General features: G+C 66.5%; 22 protein-coding genes. 7 read left to right on the plus strand and 15 right to left on the minus strand.

All coding sequences use genetic code 11. The annotated features are described in order from the left end of the window. Window positions 1-44: 44 nt before the first annotated feature. The 6 genes from ACIQTU_RS06990 to ACIQTU_RS07015 all read right to left on the minus strand — a co-directional run bounded on the left by ACIQTU_RS06990 (window position 45) and on the right by ACIQTU_RS07015 (window position 4,387). A complete protein-coding gene (locus tag ACIQTU_RS06990) occupies window positions 45-680 on the minus strand; it encodes a helix-turn-helix transcriptional regulator (RefSeq protein ID WP_400544391.1) in 636 nt (211 codons plus the stop codon). A 57-nt stretch (window positions 681-737) separates the two neighbouring features. Beyond that, on the minus strand, window positions 738-1,172 hold the full coding sequence (locus tag ACIQTU_RS06995; protein WP_400544393.1) for a hypothetical protein: 435 nt from the start codon (window positions 1,170-1,172) through the stop codon (window positions 738-740). Window positions 1,173-1,263: 91 nt separating this feature from the next. Beyond that, a complete protein-coding gene (locus tag ACIQTU_RS07000) occupies window positions 1,264-1,611 on the minus strand; it encodes a hypothetical protein (RefSeq protein ID WP_400544396.1) in 348 nt (115 codons plus the stop codon). 113 nt (window positions 1,612-1,724) lie between these two features. Next, a complete protein-coding gene (locus ACIQTU_RS07005) occupies window positions 1,725-2,138 on the minus strand; it encodes a PaaI family thioesterase (protein ID WP_400544399.1) in 414 nt (137 codons plus the stop codon). Beyond that, window positions 2,135-2,623, minus strand: coding sequence for a PaaI family thioesterase (locus tag ACIQTU_RS07010; RefSeq protein ID WP_400544402.1), 489 nt, complete (start codon window positions 2,621-2,623; stop codon window positions 2,135-2,137). The genes ACIQTU_RS07005 and ACIQTU_RS07010 overlap by 4 nt, the downstream gene beginning before the upstream one ends. A 147-nt stretch (window positions 2,624-2,770) precedes the next feature. Then, on the minus strand, window positions 2,771-4,387 hold the full coding sequence (locus tag ACIQTU_RS07015) for a response regulator (protein ID WP_400544405.1): 1,617 nt from the start codon (window positions 4,385-4,387) through the stop codon (window positions 2,771-2,773). Window positions 4,388-4,594: 207 nt separating this feature from the next. Here ACIQTU_RS07015 and queC point away from each other — a divergent pair, with 207 nt between their 5' ends. The 3 genes from queC to ACIQTU_RS07030 all read left to right on the plus strand — a co-directional run bounded on the left by queC (window position 4,595) and on the right by ACIQTU_RS07030 (window position 6,479). Further along, the gene (gene queC / locus ACIQTU_RS07020) at window positions 4,595-5,314 is read left to right on the plus strand and encodes a 7-cyano-7-deazaguanine synthase QueC (protein WP_400544408.1); all 720 of its coding nucleotides are present in this window, start codon (window positions 4,595-4,597) and stop codon (window positions 5,312-5,314) included. Continuing rightward, on the plus strand, window positions 5,311-5,946 hold the full coding sequence (gene queE / locus ACIQTU_RS07025; RefSeq protein ID WP_400544411.1) for a 7-carboxy-7-deazaguanine synthase: 636 nt from the start codon (window positions 5,311-5,313) through the stop codon (window positions 5,944-5,946). Before queC ends, queE begins: the two co-directional genes overlap by 4 nt. A 95-nt stretch (window positions 5,947-6,041) precedes the next feature. Further along, a complete protein-coding gene (locus ACIQTU_RS07030; protein ID WP_400544414.1) occupies window positions 6,042-6,479 on the plus strand; it encodes a hypothetical protein in 438 nt (145 codons plus the stop codon). 105 nt (window positions 6,480-6,584) lie between these two features. On the opposite strand, the gene ACIQTU_RS07035 is transcribed toward ACIQTU_RS07030, so the two are convergent. From ACIQTU_RS07035 to ACIQTU_RS07065, 7 genes are all read right to left on the minus strand, one after another. Continuing rightward, complete coding sequence (locus ACIQTU_RS07035) at window positions 6,585-7,058, minus strand: hypothetical protein (RefSeq protein ID WP_400544417.1); 474 nt, start codon at window positions 7,056-7,058, stop codon at window positions 6,585-6,587. 115 nt (window positions 7,059-7,173) lie between these two features. After that, entirely contained in the window at window positions 7,174-9,255 is a 2,082-nt protein-coding gene (locus ACIQTU_RS07040) for a prolyl oligopeptidase family serine peptidase (protein WP_400544420.1), read from the minus strand. Between the two features lie 73 nt (window positions 9,256-9,328). Then, window positions 9,329-9,934, minus strand: coding sequence for a DJ-1/PfpI family protein (locus tag ACIQTU_RS07045; protein ID WP_400544423.1), 606 nt, complete (start codon window positions 9,932-9,934; stop codon window positions 9,329-9,331). 81 nt (window positions 9,935-10,015) lie between these two features. Beyond that, the gene (locus ACIQTU_RS07050) at window positions 10,016-10,288 is read right to left on the minus strand and encodes a hypothetical protein (RefSeq protein WP_400544425.1); all 273 of its coding nucleotides are present in this window, start codon (window positions 10,286-10,288) and stop codon (window positions 10,016-10,018) included. A 218-nt stretch (window positions 10,289-10,506) separates the two neighbouring features. Continuing rightward, window positions 10,507-11,202: a pirin family protein gene (locus tag ACIQTU_RS07055; protein ID WP_400544427.1), complete on the minus strand. Its 696-nt coding sequence runs from the start codon at window positions 11,200-11,202 to the stop codon at window positions 10,507-10,509. An 85-nt stretch (window positions 11,203-11,287) separates the two neighbouring features. After that, on the minus strand, window positions 11,288-12,373 hold the full coding sequence (gene aroC / locus ACIQTU_RS07060) for a chorismate synthase (RefSeq protein WP_400544430.1): 1,086 nt from the start codon (window positions 12,371-12,373) through the stop codon (window positions 11,288-11,290). Window positions 12,374-12,383: 10 nt separating this feature from the next. Beyond that, window positions 12,384-13,121, minus strand: coding sequence for a DnaJ C-terminal domain-containing protein (locus ACIQTU_RS07065; protein WP_400544433.1), 738 nt, complete (start codon window positions 13,119-13,121; stop codon window positions 12,384-12,386). A gap of 143 nt (window positions 13,122-13,264) precedes the next feature. Here ACIQTU_RS07065 and pdxH point away from each other — a divergent pair, with 143 nt between their 5' ends. After that, window positions 13,265-13,927 carry a pyridoxamine 5'-phosphate oxidase gene (pdxH, locus tag ACIQTU_RS07070; protein WP_400544436.1) on the plus strand — a complete coding sequence of 221 codons (663 nt, stop codon included), beginning with the start codon at window positions 13,265-13,267 and terminating at the stop codon, window positions 13,925-13,927. A gap of 6 nt (window positions 13,928-13,933) precedes the next feature. On the opposite strand, the gene ACIQTU_RS07075 is transcribed toward pdxH, so the two are convergent. Beyond that, window positions 13,934-14,548, minus strand: coding sequence for a TetR/AcrR family transcriptional regulator C-terminal domain-containing protein (locus tag ACIQTU_RS07075; RefSeq protein WP_400544439.1), 615 nt, complete (start codon window positions 14,546-14,548; stop codon window positions 13,934-13,936). An 87-nt stretch (window positions 14,549-14,635) separates the two neighbouring features. After that, the gene (gene udk / locus ACIQTU_RS07080) at window positions 14,636-15,280 is read right to left on the minus strand and encodes a uridine kinase (protein ID WP_400544442.1); all 645 of its coding nucleotides are present in this window, start codon (window positions 15,278-15,280) and stop codon (window positions 14,636-14,638) included. Window positions 15,281-15,562: 282 nt separating this feature from the next. On the opposite strand from udk, the gene ACIQTU_RS07085 reads away from it, so the two are divergent. From ACIQTU_RS07085 to ACIQTU_RS07095, 3 genes are read left to right on the plus strand one after another with little or no spacing between them, the layout of a single operon-like run. Further along, entirely contained in the window at window positions 15,563-17,194 is a 1,632-nt protein-coding gene (locus tag ACIQTU_RS07085; RefSeq protein ID WP_400544445.1) for a long-chain-fatty-acid--CoA ligase, read from the plus strand. Between the two features lie 17 nt (window positions 17,195-17,211). Continuing rightward, the gene (locus ACIQTU_RS07090) at window positions 17,212-17,919 is read left to right on the plus strand and encodes a DUF1499 domain-containing protein (RefSeq protein WP_400544448.1); all 708 of its coding nucleotides are present in this window, start codon (window positions 17,212-17,214) and stop codon (window positions 17,917-17,919) included. A 52-nt stretch (window positions 17,920-17,971) separates the two neighbouring features. Next, window positions 17,972-19,123, plus strand: coding sequence for a YjgN family protein (locus tag ACIQTU_RS07095; RefSeq protein ID WP_400544451.1), 1,152 nt, complete (start codon window positions 17,972-17,974; stop codon window positions 19,121-19,123). Window positions 19,124-19,125 lie beyond the last annotated feature (2 nt).

Raw genomic sequence — 19,125 nt, forward strand, 5'->3', positions numbered from 1 at the left:
CTTGGTGCGCTATCGGGCTTTGCCCTACTTGAGCGCAGGGCGCGCTACTGGCTGACCCACAGGATGCGGGCCATCCACAGGATGTCGCGGCGGGACAGGGCGCGCGGCGGATAGGCGGGGTTGATCGAGGCGAGCGTCACCTCGCGGGCGGTCATGGCCGCCACCTCCTTGGCCAGGGTCTCGCCGTCGGTGGTGCGGACCACGACCCGGTCGCCCTTGCGCACATCGGTCGCCTCACGGTCGACGATGACCTTGTCGCCCTCGCGATAGAGGGGCGTCATCGAGTCGCCGGCGATCTGCAGGCTCAGCAGGCTGTCCTTGACGCGCGGCAGGTGGGTCTGTTCCCAGCCCTCCGCCAGCGGCAGCCCGGCGTCGTCGAAAAAGCCGTCGGCGCCAGCCTGGGCGAGGCCAAGCAAGGGAATGGAGGCGGATGCGGGCGGGGCGTCGTCTGCGAGGGCCGCAAACGCGCCGAGTGAAACGCCGGTGGCCTCCAGCACCCGGGTCAGGCTTTCGGTCGAGGGCCAGCGCGGGCGGGGCGGTTCACCGGGACCGAAGCGTTTGGACGGATTGAAGCTGGTGGCGTCCAGACCCGCGCGCCGCGCCAGCCCGGAGGGCGACGTCCCTTCGCGATGCGCCAGGGCGTCGAGGGCCTTCCAGAGCTTGGCATGGGAGAGGGGCACGGAGGTTCCCGAAACGGCGAAGTCCGCAGTCTAATGTGAGGCGATAGGAATATCCACCTAGTCGGCTTCAGCGCCGATCGCGCGTCGCTCCTGCCAGGCCCAGAAGGTGCCGATGGCGATGGCCAGCATGATGCCGTACCCGGTCATGTTGACGACGGTATAGAAGGCCGACACTGGAGTGGGCAGCTTCATCATCAACATCACGTGGCTGGTGACGGCCAGCAACTGCAGAGCGCAGGCCCAGACCGGCCAGGAACGCGGCGCCTTCCAGACCATGGCGGCGAAGATGATCAGCATGATGACGTCGAGGGCGAAAACGCCCCACTGGACCCCGAACAGGCCGCCTTCGCCCTGAAACAGCAGGGACGCGAACCAGCCCATCATATAGGCGCCGGCGCCGATACGTTCGGGCTCTCCCCCCTTGAGTAGGGCGAAAAGGCCGACCAGCACCATAAAGGCTGCGCCGACGTATGCTGCAATGGTCTCGAACAACAAACGCCCCCACTGTCATTCCGACAATGGGGGCGATCATATAGCAAAGTCAGTGAGAACCGGAGAGCCGATCCTCTAGGTTACGTGAAATTCACGCGACGCGCAGGTGGGCGTCCTTGCGGATCATCGGGCGGTCATCCCACTCGTCGGGCTTGTTCAGCGGGCCAACGGCGTAGGTGCCGTAGCCGAGACGACGGTGGTCCTTTTGCATCTCGGCGTGGCAGGCCACGACGGCTTCGCGCGCGGCGCCGAGGGCCATGATGGCCTCAATGGCCTTGGCCTGCGATCCGGCGGCGGAAACCGGCGAGAGCGACAGGGCGGTGCGAGCGCCGATCATGGCCTGAACCAGGCTGGTGGCGTGGGTGATGGCGTCATCCACCGCCTTTTCGGTGGCGTACAGCTCGCTGGCGACGCCGGCGATCACTTCAGTGCGGTCCATGACTTTACCCCTCAATAAAGAAATACGGTCATTTCTTAACGCGTATTAAGGGTGTTTGGTAGCCTTTTATTTACCAAGGGTTATATTACAACTTATAGTTGTAGGGTGCAGCTTTAAGCATCATCTGCTTCATCGTCGCTGCTGAGCAGGAAGTGGGCGGTCAGGGCGGCGATGGGTTGGTCACGGCCTTGCTGCCAGGCTTCGGCGGTGACGTGGGCGACACGCCGGCCAGCCTTGTTGATCCGCGCCTGGGCGAAGACGTCGGTCGGACGTCCCGAGCGCAGATAGGCCACGGTGACGTTGATCGGTCGGGGCAGGCGCAGGCGCGGATATGTGAGCGAGACCTGGGCCACCGCCGTCATTTCCAGCAGGGCGGCGGTCGATCCGCCGTGCAGGGCCGGCAGCATGGGGTTGCCGATCAGATGATCGGCGAAGGGCATGACCACAGTCAGCTCGTCTCCGTTCAACTGCGTCTTCAGGCCCAGGAAGCGGGCATAGGGCAGGCTGTCCAGCAGGGGGGCGGTCATGCTGCGTCTCCGGCGGCGCGACTGGCGCTGGCGCGCAGATTGGCGCCGGTGCGGTGGTCGCCCTCGGCGCTGATGACATAGGCGGCCTGGGCGGCGGCGACGGGATCGGCGGGATCGTCCTCGAAGGCCCAGGCGCGCACGAAGCCGATGCTGCGCGTCAGCCGATAGCAGCGGGCCTCAGCGATCAGATCCCGACCGGGAACAGCGGCGCGCATGTAGTCGACGCGCAGGTCCAGGGTGGCGATGGGCTGATAGGCTTTGAGGCCCACCCAGACCGCCAGTCCGCCGACATGGTCGAGCAAAGTCGTGACCAGACCGCCGGCCAGGACGCCGGTCTCGGGATCGCCGACCAGATCGTCGCGATAGGGCACGCGTAAACGCACGCGATCACCGTCAAGGCCTTCGTACTGAAAGCCCAGAGCATGGGTGTGGGCCGCGCCCGAGGCGAGCTGGGGCAAGAGGGTGGTCAGGAACAGATCCGTCATCAAGACGTCCTTCTGGCTAAGGGCCGTCTGCGGTCGTTCAGGTCGCCGCAGCGTCCGAATTGGTGGCGTGCGGCGTCGGGGCTGTCCATAGCGCAAAAGCCGCCCGATCCAGCGGGGCGGCTTTGAACAGCGCAGGCTGTCTTCGGGTCAGGCGGCGGGGCGCTTGCGAGCGGGGAGGGTTTCGGCCGCGGCCGCGGGCTGGTGGGCCAGCGCGGCGTTCATGGCCATGCGCAGCCGCTCGGGCTTGATCGGCTTCTCGACCACGGCGGCCATGCCGACGGCCAGATAGTGTTTGGCGTCGTCGGGGTCGGCGTTGGCGGTCAGGGCGACGATGGGAATGTTGCGGCTGTCGCCGGGCAGGGCGCGGATGGCCTGCGTTGCCTGAACGCCGTCCATCCGGGGCATCTTGATGTCCATCAGGATCAGGTCGAACGGGCGCGATTGCACGGCTTCCAGCGCCTCGCGGCCGTCTTCCACCGTTTCCGAGGTGCAGCCGAACATCTCGCACAGGGCCTGAGCCACGACGCGGTTGGTGGCGTTGTCGTCGGCGATCAGGACATGGGGGCGAGCCTGAAGGTCAAGCTCGTCCAGGTTGGAGACGTTCGACGGCTCTTCCTGCTCGATGACCGCACGCGGCGCTGACAGGTCGAAGGCGAAGGTGGCGCCGCGGCCGACGTTGTTTTCGGCCCAGATGCGGCCGTCCATCTGTTCGACCATGTGGCGGCTGATCGCCAGGCCCAGGCCCGCGCCGTCGGGGCCAGCCGCGTGGTCGAAGATCTGGTCAATGCGAGCGGGGTCGACTCCGGGGCCATCGTCGCGGACGCGGGCCTCCAGGCGGACCTGGTCGCCGATGACGACGGCCTTCAGGCTGGCTTCCACCATGCCGTTGCGGGCGAATCTCAGGGCGTGGCCGATCAGGTTATTGAAGACCTGCGTCAGGCGGGCGCCGTCCAGCACGCCGGCCAGTTCGGTGTCGCCTTCATAGCCAACCATCAGGGTGACGCCGTCCTGCGCGGCGCGCGGCGTCCACAGGGTCTGGATCTCGTCCATCACGGCGCGCAGCGGCGTCGGGGCTGGTTTCAACTCCAGTTCGCCGGCCTGGGCGCGGGCCAGATCAAGCGCGTCCTGCAATGTGTCCAGCACGGTCCCGGAGGAATCAATGATGGTCTGAACGTGCGCGAGGGCGGCCTCGTTCAGCGGTTGGCGACGCAGCAGTTCGGCCACAGCCAGCACGCCGTTCAACGGCGTGCGCAGTTCGCGGCTCATCTGGCCCATGAACTGGCTCTTGGCGCGGGCGGCGGCGGCGGCCTGGACCTCGGCGTCGCTGAGTGTGCGCACCTGGTCAGTCAGGTCGCGGTTCTGCTGGCGCTGAATCTCGTTGACGGCGCGCAGCAGGGCCACCGCCGTGCCGACACCGCGATAGGCGCCGTTGCGGGTGACGATGAAGCCGCGCATCAGGGCGCCGGGGCCGCTCTTCAGGATGATGTCGGAAAAGGCGTCGATGCGGACGCCAGCCTCGACGACGGCCGGTTCGTTGTCCATTACGTGGCTGATTTCGCGCGCGCCATACAGGCTCTGGCCCAGGGGACCGGCCAGCTTCATCAGGAAGTCGCTGCGTTCGATCAGGCCCAGCGGACGTTCGCCGTCCACAACGGGGATGACCAGGGTGTCGGGCTCGCGCTCGAAGCGCGCAAAGACCTCGCTCGCCATGGTGACGGCAGTCACCGGCTCTACGCGCTCAGTCAGCACTTCGATCGTCGGCATACGGCCGGCACTCCAATATGGAGTTTTACATTTGATGAGAACGCTTTGCGAAAGGGTTAAGGGCGACCCGAATTTGCTCAACCTGACAAAAAGGGTCGAGCGGTCGTGTTTTGCGGCGCGGCGTCGTCTGGCGTATAGGGGGCTCTGATCCGATCTTCCCCTGTTCCTTTTGGATGCGCGCGGCCGCTGGCCGACCGCAGGTTCGTCATGAGCGTTACGTCGCAAGCCTCTGAAACCTCTGCCCTTGTCCTGTTTTCGGGTGGGCAGGACAGCGCCACCTGCCTGGCCTGGGCGTTGGAGCGGTATGAGCGGGTCGAGACCATCGGCTTCGACTATGGCCAGCGTCACGCGGTCGAGATGCAGGCGCGACAGACGGTGCGCGAGCAGATGGTGAACGTCCTGCCGCAATGGGCCGACCGTCTGGGGCCGGATCACGTCGTCGACCTGACGGGTTTCGGGGCCATCGGCGAGACGGCCATGACCACAGATCGCGCCATCGAAGCCGACGCGCGCGGCCTGCCCAACACCTTCGTTCCGGGGCGCAACCTGATCTTTCTGGTCGCGGCGGCGGCGCTGGCGGATCGCCGGGGGCTGGACGTCCTGGTCGGCGGCATGTGCGAGACCGACTTCTCGGGCTATCCCGACTGCCGCAATGACACGATCCAGGCCATGGCTCAGGCCCTGACCCTGGGGCTGGCCAAGCCGTCGCCGATCGAGACGCCGCTGATGTTCCTGACCAAGGCCGAGACCTGGGCCCTGGCCGAGCGGATCGGCGGGGCGGCTCTGGTCGACATGATCGTCGAGGCCAGCCATACCTGCTATCTGGGCGATCGGACGCATCGCCATGACTGGGGCTATGGTTGTGGAACCTGCCCGGCTTGCGAGCTGCGGGCGGCGGGCTATGGCGAATGGGCGGCGCGCGCATGACCTATTCGGCCAAGGAAGTCTTTCTGACGGTGCAGGGGGAGGGCGGTCAGGCCGGACGGCCCGCCGTCTTCCTGCGCTTCGCCGGTTGCAACCTGTGGAGCGGGCTGGAGCGGGACCGCGCCACCGCCGTCTGCAGCTTCTGCGACACGGACTTCGTCGGCGTGAACGGCGACGGCGGCGGCAAGTTCAAGACCGCCGACCTGATGGCCGACCACGTCGCGGGCATGTGGCGGGGCCGCGAGGGCGATCCCAAGCTGGTGGTCTGCACCGGGGGCGAGCCGCTGATGCAACTGGACGCGCCCCTGATCGAGGCCCTGCACGCGCGCGGGTTCGAGGTCGCCATCGAGAGCAATGGCACGCTGCCCGCGCCCGAGGGGATCGACTGGATCTGCATCAGCCCCAAGGCCGACGCGCCGGTGGTCCAGACCTCGGGTCAGGAACTGAAGCTGGTCTTCCCTCAGCTTCTGGCCATGCCTGAACGGTTCGAGGACCTGGATTTCGAACGTTTCTGGCTGCAGCCCATGGACGGCCCCGACCAGGCCGCCAACACCGCCGCCGCCATCGAATACTGCCTGACCCACCCCCAATGGCGGCTCAGCGTCCAGACGCACAAGTATATCGGGGTAAGGTAGGGCGGAAGCGGACGCGCCGAACTTCAGCAATGGGTGGTTAGCGGAACTTGGTTCGACTGTGCGCTCTGCTACGCTGCAGAAAAGCGAGGCGGACGATGAGCGACTTCCCTGTTCAATACGATGCCGACGCAGGCATCATCCAACTCCACGGCAAAGGCGGCGCATCAGTGATGCTGGCGTTCTTGCTCAAAGCCAAGTTTGGCGAAGCTCTTGATCCAGAAGTGCTGTTTCACCCGGACTTGGCCGCCATCATGATCGCCCTTCGAGCACGGGGCGTCCAAATTTCCGAAACAGAAGGTCCGTTTGATCGGGTTGCCCTTCAGTCGATAGCGGGACTGATCGTAAGGGAAAGCTGGCGTTCAGGTTGGTGGCAAAAATCTCGTGATGAGCAGGTTGCCTTCATCGAGAATGTCATCGTCGCTCCCCATCGCCTATCCGCCGAGCAGATAGAAGACCTGTTCGAGGACATAGAAAGCGATCTTCAATGGCGGCGACGGATCGTCGAAGCAGCGGACGCTGCCAAGGTCTCTTAAGGGTCGTTTTGCGACGTTGGCATCTGGCCCGAAACCGGACCTTGGACGAACAGCCCGGCAGCGGAAGTTCCCAACTTCCGCAATGGGTGGAAAGCGGACAAGCGATCAACGTTTGAGATCAGAGGCTATGAGCCTCTGGAAGTAGCCGAGCACATACTTTCGATAGATCGGCTTCACAGCGTCCTCAAACCAGGGATCATCAAGCGGCATGGAGTTGCGCTTAATCGCCTCGCGAACGACGGCCTCGATATCCGGAAAGCGTTGCAGCCTCCCGCCATTCAGCGCGGCTTCATAGCGCTCGCTTCGCGGGTGCTCACGAAGATTCTGCTCTTCGCACCAGAGGTCATAGAAAGTGCAGAGGATGGCGATGGCGGCGCCCGTCCGTAGGAGGTCGAGATCAACGTAGTAAGCCTTGGCGTCAGTCTCTGCGTCGAGGAAACGCAAGGGGTCGAAGCGGACGCCAAAGTCAGATGCGTGGCCGAAGCCGCAATAGTCGTCCACCATTGTGACATACGTCACAAGGATGTCCCGGACTGCATCCAGTGCCTCTCCATAGTTCTCCGACGTAATGACGTGCATTCGCCCAGCTTAGGGCGGGAATGAAAGTCCGCAACGGGTCGAACGCGGACATAAGCTCATTGCAGCACTTGCCGCGCCATGGCGTTGTCGGGTCCATGGCGCGGCGAGCGTCTTTCTAAGGTTGCGACGACGTGGCGACGGGCGTCGGCGCGCCGTCCTTGTAGCGGTCGAACCAGGCCAGGATGGCGCTCATGCGGGCGGCGTTCTGGGACGGACGGACCGCCAGGCTGTGGCCGACGCCGGGGATTTTCACCAGGGCGGTGGGCACGCCGCGCAGTTGCAGGGCGCTGTAGTACTGCTCGGATTCGCTGACCGGGGTGCGATAGTCCTCGTCGCCGACGACCACCAGGGTCGGCGTCTTGACGTTGCCGACCAGCGACAACGGCGACCGGCGCCAGTAGGCCTCGGGGTTCTCCCACGGATATTCGCCGAACCAGTAGCGGGCGAAGAAGGCCGGGTTGTCGGCGGTCAGGACGAAGCTGGCCCAGTCGATGACCGGCTTCTGGACCGCGGCGGCCTTGAAGCGGTCGGTCTTGCCCACAATCCAGCTGGTCAGGACCCCGCCGCCCGAGCCGCCGGTGACGAACAGACGGTTGGGATCGGCAACCCCCTTGGCGATGACGGCGTCGACGCTGCTGATCAGGTCGTCGTAGTCGTTGCCGGGATAGTTGTGGTGGATCAGGTTGGCGAACTCGTCGCCGTAGGAGGTCGAACCGCGCGGATTGACCGACAGAACCGCATAACCGGCGGCCGCGAACAGCTGGTTGTCGGTGGCGAAATGCGGACCATAGGCGGCGAAGGGGCCGCCGTGGATTTCCAGGATCAGCGGGTATTTCTGACCTTCGACATAGCCTGCGGGCAGGGTCAGCCAGGACTCCACCGCGCGCCCATCGTGGGATGAGGCGACCTCCAGCCGTTGAACCGCGCCTAGAGTCTTGCCGGCCAGGTAGTCGGCGTTCAGTCGGGTCAACTGGGTCTGACGGCCTTGACGCAGGATGTGGACGTCGGCGGGACGCAGGGCGTCGCCGCGCGTGAAGGCGACGGCGCCATCGTCAGCCAGGGAGAAGTCGCCGCCGGTGTAGGGGCGGCCGATGTCGTCGCCGCTGAGGCCCTGAACCACGGTCGAAACGGCGCCGTCCAGCGAGACGCGGGCGACCGTGGTCGAGCCGTGGTCGTCGTAGGAGAAGAGGATCGATCGCCCGTCCTTGCTCCAGGTCGGCGACTGGACCGAGCGATCCAGTCCGCCCGTCAGCAGGCGACGGTTCGCACCGTCGCGGTCCATCACATAGAGGTGGCTGTTGTGATAGCCCATCCGCTGATCATCATAGCCGACATAGGCGATGCGACGGCCGTCGGGCGAGGCGACCGGCGACTGGTCCGGCCCTTGGCGGTCGGTCAGGGCCGTCAGGACGCCCGAGCGGACATCAAGGGCGTAGACTTCGCTGTTGGCGGCCTCGCGCTGCCAGTCGGGGCCGCGATTGGCGCTGAGGAAAAGGGTGGTGGAATCGGGCGACCAGGACAGGTCGCCGCCATGGTTGAAATCGCCCTGGGTCAACTGGCGCGCGCCGCCGCCGTCCGCCGGGGCGACGAAGACCTGACGATAGCCGGGCTTCAGATAGCCCTGGCCGTCGGCGCGATAGGTGACGGTGTCGATGACCTCGATCGGCGGCGCCCACTGCGCTCCTTCGGGCTTGGCGAGCGGCGTGCCTAGCTTCGGCGCCTGTCCGGCGACCAGGACGGAGTAGGCCAGCTTGGTCCCGTCCGGCGACCAACTGATCCCGGTCGGGGTGCTGGGCAGGCTGGTGACGCGCACCGACTGGCCCGAGCCGATCCAGCGCACGAACAACTGGGCACCGCCGCCCTCGGCGGTCGAGATGTAGGCGACGCGGGTTCCGTCGGGCGACCAGCGCGGCTGGCTGTGTGATCCGGCGGTGGCGACCAGGGGCGTCTGCTGACCTGTGCGCGCGTCGATCAGCCAGATCGTCGGCCGCATCCGGTCGGTCATGATGTCAGCGGTCTGGCGCACATAGGCGATGCGCGTCCCGTCCGGACTGATCTGCGGGTCCGAGGCAACCTCGAGGCCGAACAGGTCCTGCGGCTGGAATCGGCTGGATTCTGGCGTCGGCGGGACAGGTTGGGCCAGCGCGGGCGTGGCCATCAGGATCAGGGCGCAGCAGGCCCAGACAGACTTCGACATTTGGAGGCTCCCCCTCGGAACTTCCAATGATCATAGACCGGCGAAAGGCGGCGGCAAGCGCCGTCAGCCGTCGTCAGGCGCTGGCCAGATACGGCCTCATCGTCGCCATCGCCCGCGTGACGTATTCGGCCTTCTCGCCGACCGGGGCGACGTAGTGGATGGCCTCCTCGGCGTCCTGAAGCGTCGCCAGCCGGGCGATCATCCAGGCGGCGAGGTATTGCGAGGCGAGGCAGCCGCCTGCGGTCGCGACATTGCCATGGGCGACGAAGGGGGCGTCCACGACATTGACGCCGGCCTCGATGACCCAGGGCCTGGTGGTCAGGTCGGTGCAGGCGGGCAGGTCGCCGATCAGGCCCAGCTTGGCCAGCAGCAGGGTTCCTGAGCACTGGGCGCCGATCAACTGGCGCGACGGGTCCAGTTTCAGGCGCGCCAGGAAGGCGGGATCGGCGGCGTAGTCGCGGGTCTTGATCCCGCTGCCGATCAGGACGGCGTCGGCCTCGGTCAGGAACTCCAGCGGCTTCTGGCGCTGGATGGTGACGCCGGCCATCGAAGTGACTTCGGGTGTGGGGCAGGTGATGTGCGCCGCCCAGCCCTGTGGCTTCATCCGGTTCAGGATGCCCGCGACGATGAAGCTGTCCAGCTCGTTGAAGCCGTCGAGGGTCAGGATGGCGATCTGCATGGTCGGCTCGCTAGGGGAGGGAGGCTCACCCTAGGGGCAGGATGGCGCAGCGCGACAGAGCCGGTTGGCGCGTGAGCGGCCTTAGCAGTCCTTGCCCTGGCGCTGGCGTTGTTCGCAGCGGCGCTGCTCGCGTTCCCATTCGCGTTGCTCGCGCTCGCGCTTGGCCTTGGTTTCCTCGTCCGAGGTGGTGACTGCGTCGAAGCCCGCGCCGATCACGGCGCCGGTGGCTTTGACCGTGCCGCCGACGACGGCGGCGCCTGCGCCCGCTACAGCGCCGACGACACAGCCTTGTAGCAGCAGCGAACCGCCGACGATGGCCAGAAGGGCGGTCGCCCGCGCGAAGGATTGGGTCATGAGAATCTCCCGAAGCGCCCATTCTGCGCGACGGAAGTGAACAGAGGCTGAGGGCGGGGCGGCATTGGGGCGATCCTCCCTTGTTCCGCGTAGCGGAACGGGGGAGGGGGACCGCGAAGCGGTGGAGGGGGCGAGATCAAGCGGCGCCGCTCGTTGCCGCCCCTTCACCATGCTGCGCATGGTCCCCCTCCCCCGCTGCGCAGGGGAGGATTATCGGCCTACAAACTGTCGACCATGACCAGTTCGGCGTCTTCGCTGGCCGTGATGGTGATGACGGCCTCGTCGACGATGCCTGCGCCGTCTCTGGCGTTCAGCGTCACGCCGTTGACGTCCACCCGGCCCACGGCGGGGACCAGATAGGCGCGGCGACCGGCGGTCAGATCATAGGTCAGGCTCTCGCCCGCCTTCAGCGTCGCGGCCAGAATCCTGGCGTCGGCGTTGATCGACAGGGCCTCGTCCGCCGGGTCGCCGGAGGCGACGACGGTGAAGCGGCCCGAGCGGTCGTTCTTGGGGAACTCGCGCTGGCCCCAGGACGGCTGGGCACCCGGCTTGTCCGTCTCGATCCAGATCTGGAACAGCGTGGTCGTCTCGTTCTCGAGGTTGAACTCGGAGTGACGCACGCCCGTGCCGGCGCTCATCACCTGAACGTCGCCCGCGCCAGTGCGGCCCTTGTTGCCCATCGAGTCCTCATGGGTGATGGCGCCGGTGCGGACGTAGGTGATGATCTCCATGTCGGCGTGGGGGTGGGGCGGGAAGCCCGACCGGGCGCCGATCTCGTCGTCGTTCCAGACGCGCAGACGGCCCCAGCCCATGCGGTTGGGATCATAGTAGTTGGCGAATGAGAAGTGGTGCCTGGCGTTCAGCCAGCCGTGGTTGGCGCCGCCGAGTGTGTTGAAAGGTCTGACGTCGATCATGGTGCGGTCTCCCATCCGAGGAATGCTTGAGACCTAGATAGGATCGCCAGATCCTATTTGCAACTGTCTTAGTTTCAGATTGATCTCAACCCACCTGCGCTCGGTGGCGCAGCATGGCGTCGGCCAGGACGATGGCAGCCATGGCCTCGACGACGGGGACGCCGCGCAGGGCGACGCAGGGGTCGTGGCGGCCCTTGGTGCGCAGATCGACCTCGGCGCCGTCGCGGTTGATGGTCTGGCGCAGGGTCAGGATGGAGGAGGTGGGCTTGAACGCAACGCGCGCCGTCAGCGGCTGCCCGGTGGAGATGCCGCCCAGAACCCCGCCCGCCTTGTTTGACAGGAAGACTGGCAGGCCGTCGTCGCCCAGACGCATTTCGTCGGCGTTGTCCTCGCCCGTCAGTTCGGCGGCGCCGAAGCCCGCGCCGATCTCGACCCCCTTGACCGCGTTGATGGACATCAGGCCCGAGGCCAGTTCGGCGTCCAGCTTGGCGTAGAGGGGCGCGCCCCACCCGGCGGGAACGCCCGTGACCTCCAGCGCCACGACGGCGCCGATGGAGGAGCCGGCCTTGCGCACGCCGTCCAGATAGGCTTCCCACGCCGGGACCACGTCCGCCGAGGCGGCGAACAAGGCGTTGTCATAGACGGCGTCGAAGTCGATGGCCTCGTCGGCGATGCGGTGCGGGCCGAGCTGGACCACGCCGGCGCGGATGCGGATGGTCTCGCCCAGGACCTTGCGGGCTACGGCGCCCGCCGCGACGCGGCTGGCCGTTTCGCGCGCCGACGAGCGCCCGCCGCCGCGGTGGTCGCGCACGCCGTACTTGGCCTGATAGGGGTAGTCGGCGTGGCCGGGGCGGAAGGCGCGGGCGATCTCGCCGTAATCCTTGGAGCGCTGGTCGGTGTTCTCGATCATCAGACTGATCGGCGTGCCGGTGGTGACCGGGCCGTTTCCGTCGTCGAAGACGCCGGAGAGGATGCGGACCTGATCGGCCTCCTGCCGCTGGGTGACGAAGCGGCTGCCGCCGGGCTTCCTCAGGTCGAGCAGGGGCTGGATGTCGGTCTCGGTCAGGGGGATCAGAGGCGGGCAGCCGTCGACGACGCAGCCGATGGCCGGGCCGTGGCTTTCGCCCCAGGTGGTGACGCGGAACAGATGACCGAAGGAGTTGTGCGACATGAAATACGGCTTAGGCCGCGATGCGCTCCGGCGTCCAGACCCGCGTGAAGCGAAGCAGCAGGTCTTCGGCGGCCGAGGGCAGGTCGGCCGAAGCCTCCAGCCTGACGAACAGGTCGCCGGCGGGGCGGCTGCCTCGCGCGGGCAGGCCCAGGCCCTTGAGGCGCAGACGCACCGGCTCGACCATGTCAGGCACCAGCCAGGATGAGCGCAGACCCGCGTGGGTCATGATTTCGATGCGGCCGCCGTCGTCCATCATGCGCTGCGGCACGGCCCAGGTCATGAACAGGTCGCCGCCCAGCACCGAGAGGCCGTCAGCGGGCCGGATCAGGACGGGCAGCAGCAGGTCGCGGCCGTTCGCATCGCCGCGTCTCAGCCGGATCTTGTCGCCTGTGCGCACGCCGGGCGGAGCGTGGACCAGCAGGGTGCGGTCGCCGACCACCACGCGGACGCAGCCGCCGCTGATCGCCTGCATCGGCGTCAGGGTCAGAAGGGGCGCGGGCGCTGGGGGCGGCGTAAAGGGTGTCGGCTTCGCGTGGCCGGGGGGCGCGGGCAGGGCCAGGGTTTGGGCCTGCAACAGGCGGTAGGCGGCAATGACGCGGCGGAAGGTCTCGGCGTCGCCGCCGGGCGCGTCGGGGCGGGCGGCCTTGACCGCCGCGCGAAACGCCGCCGTCAGGCCCTCGGCGCCGACCGGGCCGGCTAGGCCCAGCAGCGACCGGGCGTTTTCGAGAGTGAGAGCATCCGCGCACATAGGCGGCAGCCTCAGGGCAATATGGTCAAGGCCGGGTTAACCTTGCCGATTGAAACGGCAATTTCAGTTTATGGTGAAGCTTGGTGTCGCATCCTAGTCCACGGCTGATGACGTAGGGGAAATGCGGGTGTAGAGAATCGCCCATGACCCAACCTCTGATCCCGCCCAGCCCGTCTGCTCAGGACTACGCCGCGCAACTGGCGGCTAATGCGGATGAGACCATGTTCGAGCGTTCGGAGCCCTATGGCCTGTTCGCCGAGTGGCTGGAGGCGGCCAAGGCGGCCGAGCCGAACGACGCCAACGCCATGACCCTGGCGACGATCGACGCCGAGGGCATGCCGGACGCGCGCATCGTCCTGCTGAAGGATGTGGACGGGCGCGGTTTCACCTTCTTCTCCAACCAGGAGAGCGCCAAGGGCGAACAACTGTGGGCTCATCCGTCGGCGGCCCTCGTCTTCCACTGGAAGAGCCTGCGCCGTCAGGTGCGGGTGCGCGGGGTCGTTGAGCAGGTCACTTCCGCGGAGGCCGACGCCTATTTCGCCAGCCGGGCGCGCGAGAGCCGCATCGGCGCCTGGGCTTCGGATCAGTCGCGTCCGCTGGACAGCCGGGCGACGCTGGAGGCGCGTGTGGCCGAGAAGACAGCCAGCTTTGACGGGCAGGAGGTGGCTCGGCCGGATCGCTGGACCGGCTGGCGGGTCGTGCCGCAGCAGATCGAGTTCTGGCGCGACCGGGCCTTCCGTCTGCATGATCGGCTGCGGTTCGAGCGCGACGGTGACGGCTGGAAGCGCACCCGTCTCTGGCCGTAAGCGGGACTAGGCGGCGTAGCGGGCCAGGAAGGTCTCGACAGCGTCCTCGGCGATGGCGCGCGGCGTCCGTTCGCAAATGACGTCGTCTCCCGTCACCAGGGGGACGAAAAAGACCGGGTGCTCGATCATGCCCATAAGCTGTCCGGCGGCCCAGGAGGGCTTTTCGACCTTCAACTGACCCGCCTGGGTCATCTCGGCCAGCATGCCCATCAGGATGGCGCCGAAATCTGTGCGGCCGCGCTCGAAGAAGCGCATGGCGATGGCCTCGAATCGAGGGCGTTCGGCCAGCACCAGCCGGAACACCGAGCGGACGAAGCTGTTGCTCATGAACTCGGCGTAGCCGCCGATGAATTCGGTCAGACGTTCGCGCGGCGTGCCGGACGTCGTGTGCACCGCCGCCATGTGGCGGGCGAAGTCTTCAGAAGCGTTGTCGATGACCGCTTCGAACAGGACCGCCTTGCTGTCGAAGAAGGCGTAGAGGGTGGCGGTCGAGACGCCGGCTTCTCGCGCGATGGGCTCCATCCGCGTGCCGGCGTAGCCTTCAGAAATGAAGTGCAGTCGCGCCTGCCGCACAATGGCGGCGCGTCGAGGGTCGTCGAGATCGTGGACCAGTGCGGTCATCGGTGCATACCCGGAAAGAGTATGGCTAACGTGCCTTTATTCCGCCTTGATTGCAACAAGTAACGATGTTTTGCGAATCAAAATCATCTAGTGATGCCAAGCCGCTAGGAGCGGATGGGCCAGAACGGGCGCGGCCAGACGAATGACCGCCTGCGGATCTTCCAGCCGTACCGCCGCCGTGGCGTCGGCGACAATGAAGTCGGCGTGGGTGCGCGACGGCTCGGTCAGCCGCTCATGGCCGGGGCGAACCGTGAGCAGGTACTGATGAATGACGGATTGGGCCGTCCGGCCGCGCTCGCTCTGGTCACGTAGCAGGCGGCGGATGAAGCGGATGTCCGCAGGGGTGTCGACGAAGACCTTGATGTCGAACAGGGCCGTCAGTGCCGGGGTGCACAGGACATGGGTGCCCTCCAAAATCACCACCTCGGCGGCCGGGATCGGCTCGCCGCCAGGATCCCGGCCATGGTGGATGAAGGAATAGAGCGGAGCGACGACGGGGCGACCGGCTTTCAGCTCTGAAAGGTGTTCGATCAGCAGGTCGTGGTCGCGGGCGGCGACATCGTCGAAGTCGTGGGTGTCTGCGTCGAAGCCCGGCACGCTGGCCGCGTCGAGATAATAGGAATCCTCGCGCATCAGCACGGCCACGCCGGCGGGCAGGGAGTTTACCAGGGCCTCGGCCAGGGTGCTCTTGCCGGAGCCGGAGCCTCCGGTGATGGCGATGAGGATGGTCATGGGTGGTCTCCGTGCGTTCCGGCGGCTTTCTAGGCGGCTCGCAGAGGATTGACCATGCGCGCGATCAGGCGACGCGCGCGATGCGCGGCTCTCGCCTTGGCGTCTCTGCGCCAAAGGGTTGCGTCAGGCGGCGTTTCGGCGCGGGCGTCTTGCGCGGCAGGGTGTCGCAAAAGGTCCGGGCGGAGGATTTGTTTCCCTTGCGGCACCGTTGCTTATCGGTGTTCACCTAGATAGCGTCGGTGCAAAGCACCACGTTTAGAGGGTGCAGGACGAGGAAATGCGATGCTGGGTTTGATGCAGGACTGGCCGCTGACGGTCGACAAGATTCTCGATCACGCCAAGAATTGGCACCCGAATCGCGAGGTCGTGACGCGATCCGTCGAAGGGCCGATCGAGCGCACTACCTATGGAGCTATCCACGGACGCGCCAAGCGGGTTTCCAATGCGCTGAAGGCCTGGGGCGTGCAGCCCGGTGACCGGATCGCCACCCTGGCCTGGAACACTGCCGACCACATTGAGGCATGGTACGGCATCATGGGCATCGGTGCGGTGTGCCACACCCTGAACCCACGCCTGTTCCCCGAACAGCTGGTTTACATCATCAACCACGCCGCCGACCGGATCATCTTTGTCGATCTGACCTTCGTGCCGTTGCTGGACGCGATCCTTCCGCACTGCCCGTCGGTGGAGCGCGTCGTCGTCATGACCGACCCCGACCACATGCCGCAGACCAAGCTGCCGGTGGTCGACTGCTATGAGACCGTGCTGGAGCAGTCGTCGGAAGACGTGGTCTGGGGCGGGTTCGAGGAAAACACCGCCTGCGGCCTCTGCTACACCTCGGGCACGACGGGGAACCCCAAGGGCGTCCTCTACTCGCACCGTTCGAACTTCATCCATACCCTGCTGGGCCTGCAGTCGACGGTCCTGGGCGCCACGCCCAAGGAAGTCATCCTGCCGGTGGTGCCCATGTTCCACGCCAACGCCTGGGGCATCGCCTTCGGCGGGCCGGCGGCGGGTTCCAAGCTGGTCATGCCTGGCGCGCGCATGGACGGCCCGGCCATCTATGAGTTGCTGGAGACCGAGGGCGTCACCTTCTCGGCCGCCGTGCCGACCGTCTGGCAGGGGCTGCTGAACCACCTGCGCGAGAACAACCTCAAGCTCTCGACCGTCAAGCGCGTGCTGATCGGCGGCGCCGCCGTGCCGGAAAGCATGATCCGCGCCTTCCATGACGAGTTCGGCGTCGAGGTTCTGCAGGGCTGGGGCATGACCGAGACCTCGCCCATCGGCACCCTGTCGAACATGACGCCCGAACTGGCCGCCTTGCCGTTCGAGGAACAGCTGAAGTGGCGGGTCAAGCAGGGCACGCCGCCGCTGGGCGTCGAGCTGAAGCTGAAGAACTACGCCGGTCAGGACATGCCGCATGACGGCTCGACCTACGGTCGCTTGATGATCAAGGGCCCAACCATCGCCCGCGCCTATTTCCGCGACGAGGGCGGCGAGATCCTGGACAACGAAGGCTTCTTCGACACCGGCGACGTCTCGACCATCGACGACCACGGCTTCATGCAGATCACCGACCGGGCCAAGGACGTCATCAAGTCCGGCGGCGAGTGGATCAGTTCCATCGAGATCGAGAACCTGGCCATTGGCCATCCCAAGGTCGCCCTGGCCGCCGTCATCGGCTCGGCCCACCCGAAATGGGATGAGCGTCCGGTTCTGCTCATCAAGCTCAAGGAAGGCGAGAGCGAGGACAAGCAGGAGCATCTCGACTTCCTGATCGGCAAGATCGCCAAGTGGTGGATGCCGGACGACGTGGTCTTCCTGGCCGACATTCCGCTGGGCGCCACGGGCAAGATCGACAAGAAGCTGCTGCGCGAGCAGATGAAGGATTACCGTCTGCCGACCGCAGGCTGATCTTTCAGGAGGGCCGCATGGCTGAACCGACCCGGACCCAGGCGCGCACGGCCCAAATCCGTCTGCGCTGGCTGACGCTGGCGGCGTGCGCGGCCCCCTTGCTGGTGCTGATCGCCGTCTTCGGGACTCGGTTGGGTCTGTGGAGCGCGGGGGTCGGGCTGGACGTCCTGACGTTGAAGATCGGCCGCATACTCGCCTTCGCCGGTCTGGCGGCGGCTTTCCTTGCGGTCATCATCGCGCTGAAGGACGTGCGGGGGCGGGGCTTGTATGCGGTCGTGTCACTGGTCGTGGCGGGTGCGACCGTGGCCCTGTTCCTGATCCAGGCGCAGCGTTTCGCGGTTCCAGCCGACAACGACGTGACGACCGACGCCGCCGAGGCTCCAGCCTTCTCGCGTGCGGTGGTCGCCATGCGCGGCGGTCAGGGCGCAGGAGAGGGCGGGGCCTCTGTCGCCTGTCCCGATCTGGTTTCCGTTCCGCGTCAGGTGGCGCCGGAGACAGCGGCGGCGGCGCTTGCGGCGGCGGGCTTCACTGTGCGTGGCGCGGCGCCCTTCCGGGCGGACGGCGCCAAGGAGGGCTTCTGGTTCGGCCTCACCTATGACGCCGCCATCCGCATCCGCCCCGGCCGCACCGACGTGCGCGTGGCCCAGCGCGAGGGCGTGGCGGTCGGCGACGAGGCCTGCCGTCTGGCGCGCGCCATCACAGACGGGCTGCAGCCGCAAGCTTAGGATTGCATTGTTCTTTGATGCCCCGGTAAGATCAGGAAAACCGGGGGGTTAGATGACAGACGCAACGCTGGACGGCGGACCGATCAATGACGGTCTGGGGCCTCTTCACGGGGTCTATCCTCAGGGCGAGGAGGCGGGCGAAGTGCTGCGCTTCCAGTCGACGCTGCAGCCGAAGCAGTTCCTCGGTCTCAGCCTGCGAAACGGCCTGCTGAACATCGTCACCCTGACCCTCTATCGGTTCTGGGGAAAGACCGAGGTGCGGCGCCGGGTCTGGCAGGGCGTCCGGCTGAACGGCGACGCCTTTGAATACACCGGCCGGGGTAAGGAGCTGTTCATCGGCTTCCTGCTGGCGCTGCTGGTTCTGGGCCTGCCCATGTTGCTGGCGGTGTTCGCCGTCCAGTTCGGCGGACCGGCGGCGATCGCGCTCCTGTATCCTATCCTCTACTTCGGCATGTTCTGGCTTTGGGGCTTCGGGATCTTTACGGCGTTTCGCTACATGGCCAGTCGGACGACCTGGCGCGGGGTGCGCTTTCGATTGGGCGGATCGGCGCGCAGCTATGGCTTCAAGTATCTGGGCGCCATCTTCCTCAGCGGCCTGACGATGGGCTGGTTCTGGCCGGTGGCGCATCGCGGCCTGGCTGAAAAGCTGTGGGATGAACTGCGCTTTGGCGACCGTCGCATCCGCTTCCGCATGAGCCGGGCGGAAAAGGTCAGCGTCTATGGCTGGTACGCCCTGGGCTGGGTCGGCACGGCGGTCGGCTATATCGCCTTCGTTATCGGGATCGGCGTCCTGTTCGCGGCTTTGGGGATGATGGATGCGCCCGCAGGTCAGCCGCCTGGACTGGCCTTCACCATTGGCCTTTACGCGATGATGCTGGTGCTGGCGCCGGTCTTCCTGCTGCTCTGGTCGCCCTATCACGCAGCCATGATGCGCTCGATCAGCGCGGGCGTGACGCTGGACGGGGCGGGCTTCCATCTGGAGGTCAAGCCGCTGGAGCTGTGGTGGCTGACGGTGTCGAACATGGGGGCGCTGCTGCTCTCGCTCGGCTTCCTGACGCCCTGGGTGCAGGCGCGCACCGCCCACTTCATGGTGTCGCGGCTGACTTCGGCGGGACTGGCGCATCTGGAGCTGGCGCGACAGGCGGGCAGGGGGCCCGGTTCGGGCGAAGGCCTGGCTGACGCCTTCGGCTTCTCCGCCATCTGACC

This window comes from Brevundimonas sp. NPDC090276 (assembly GCF_044772165.1).
Lineage (GTDB): Bacteria > Pseudomonadota > Alphaproteobacteria > Caulobacterales > Caulobacteraceae > Brevundimonas.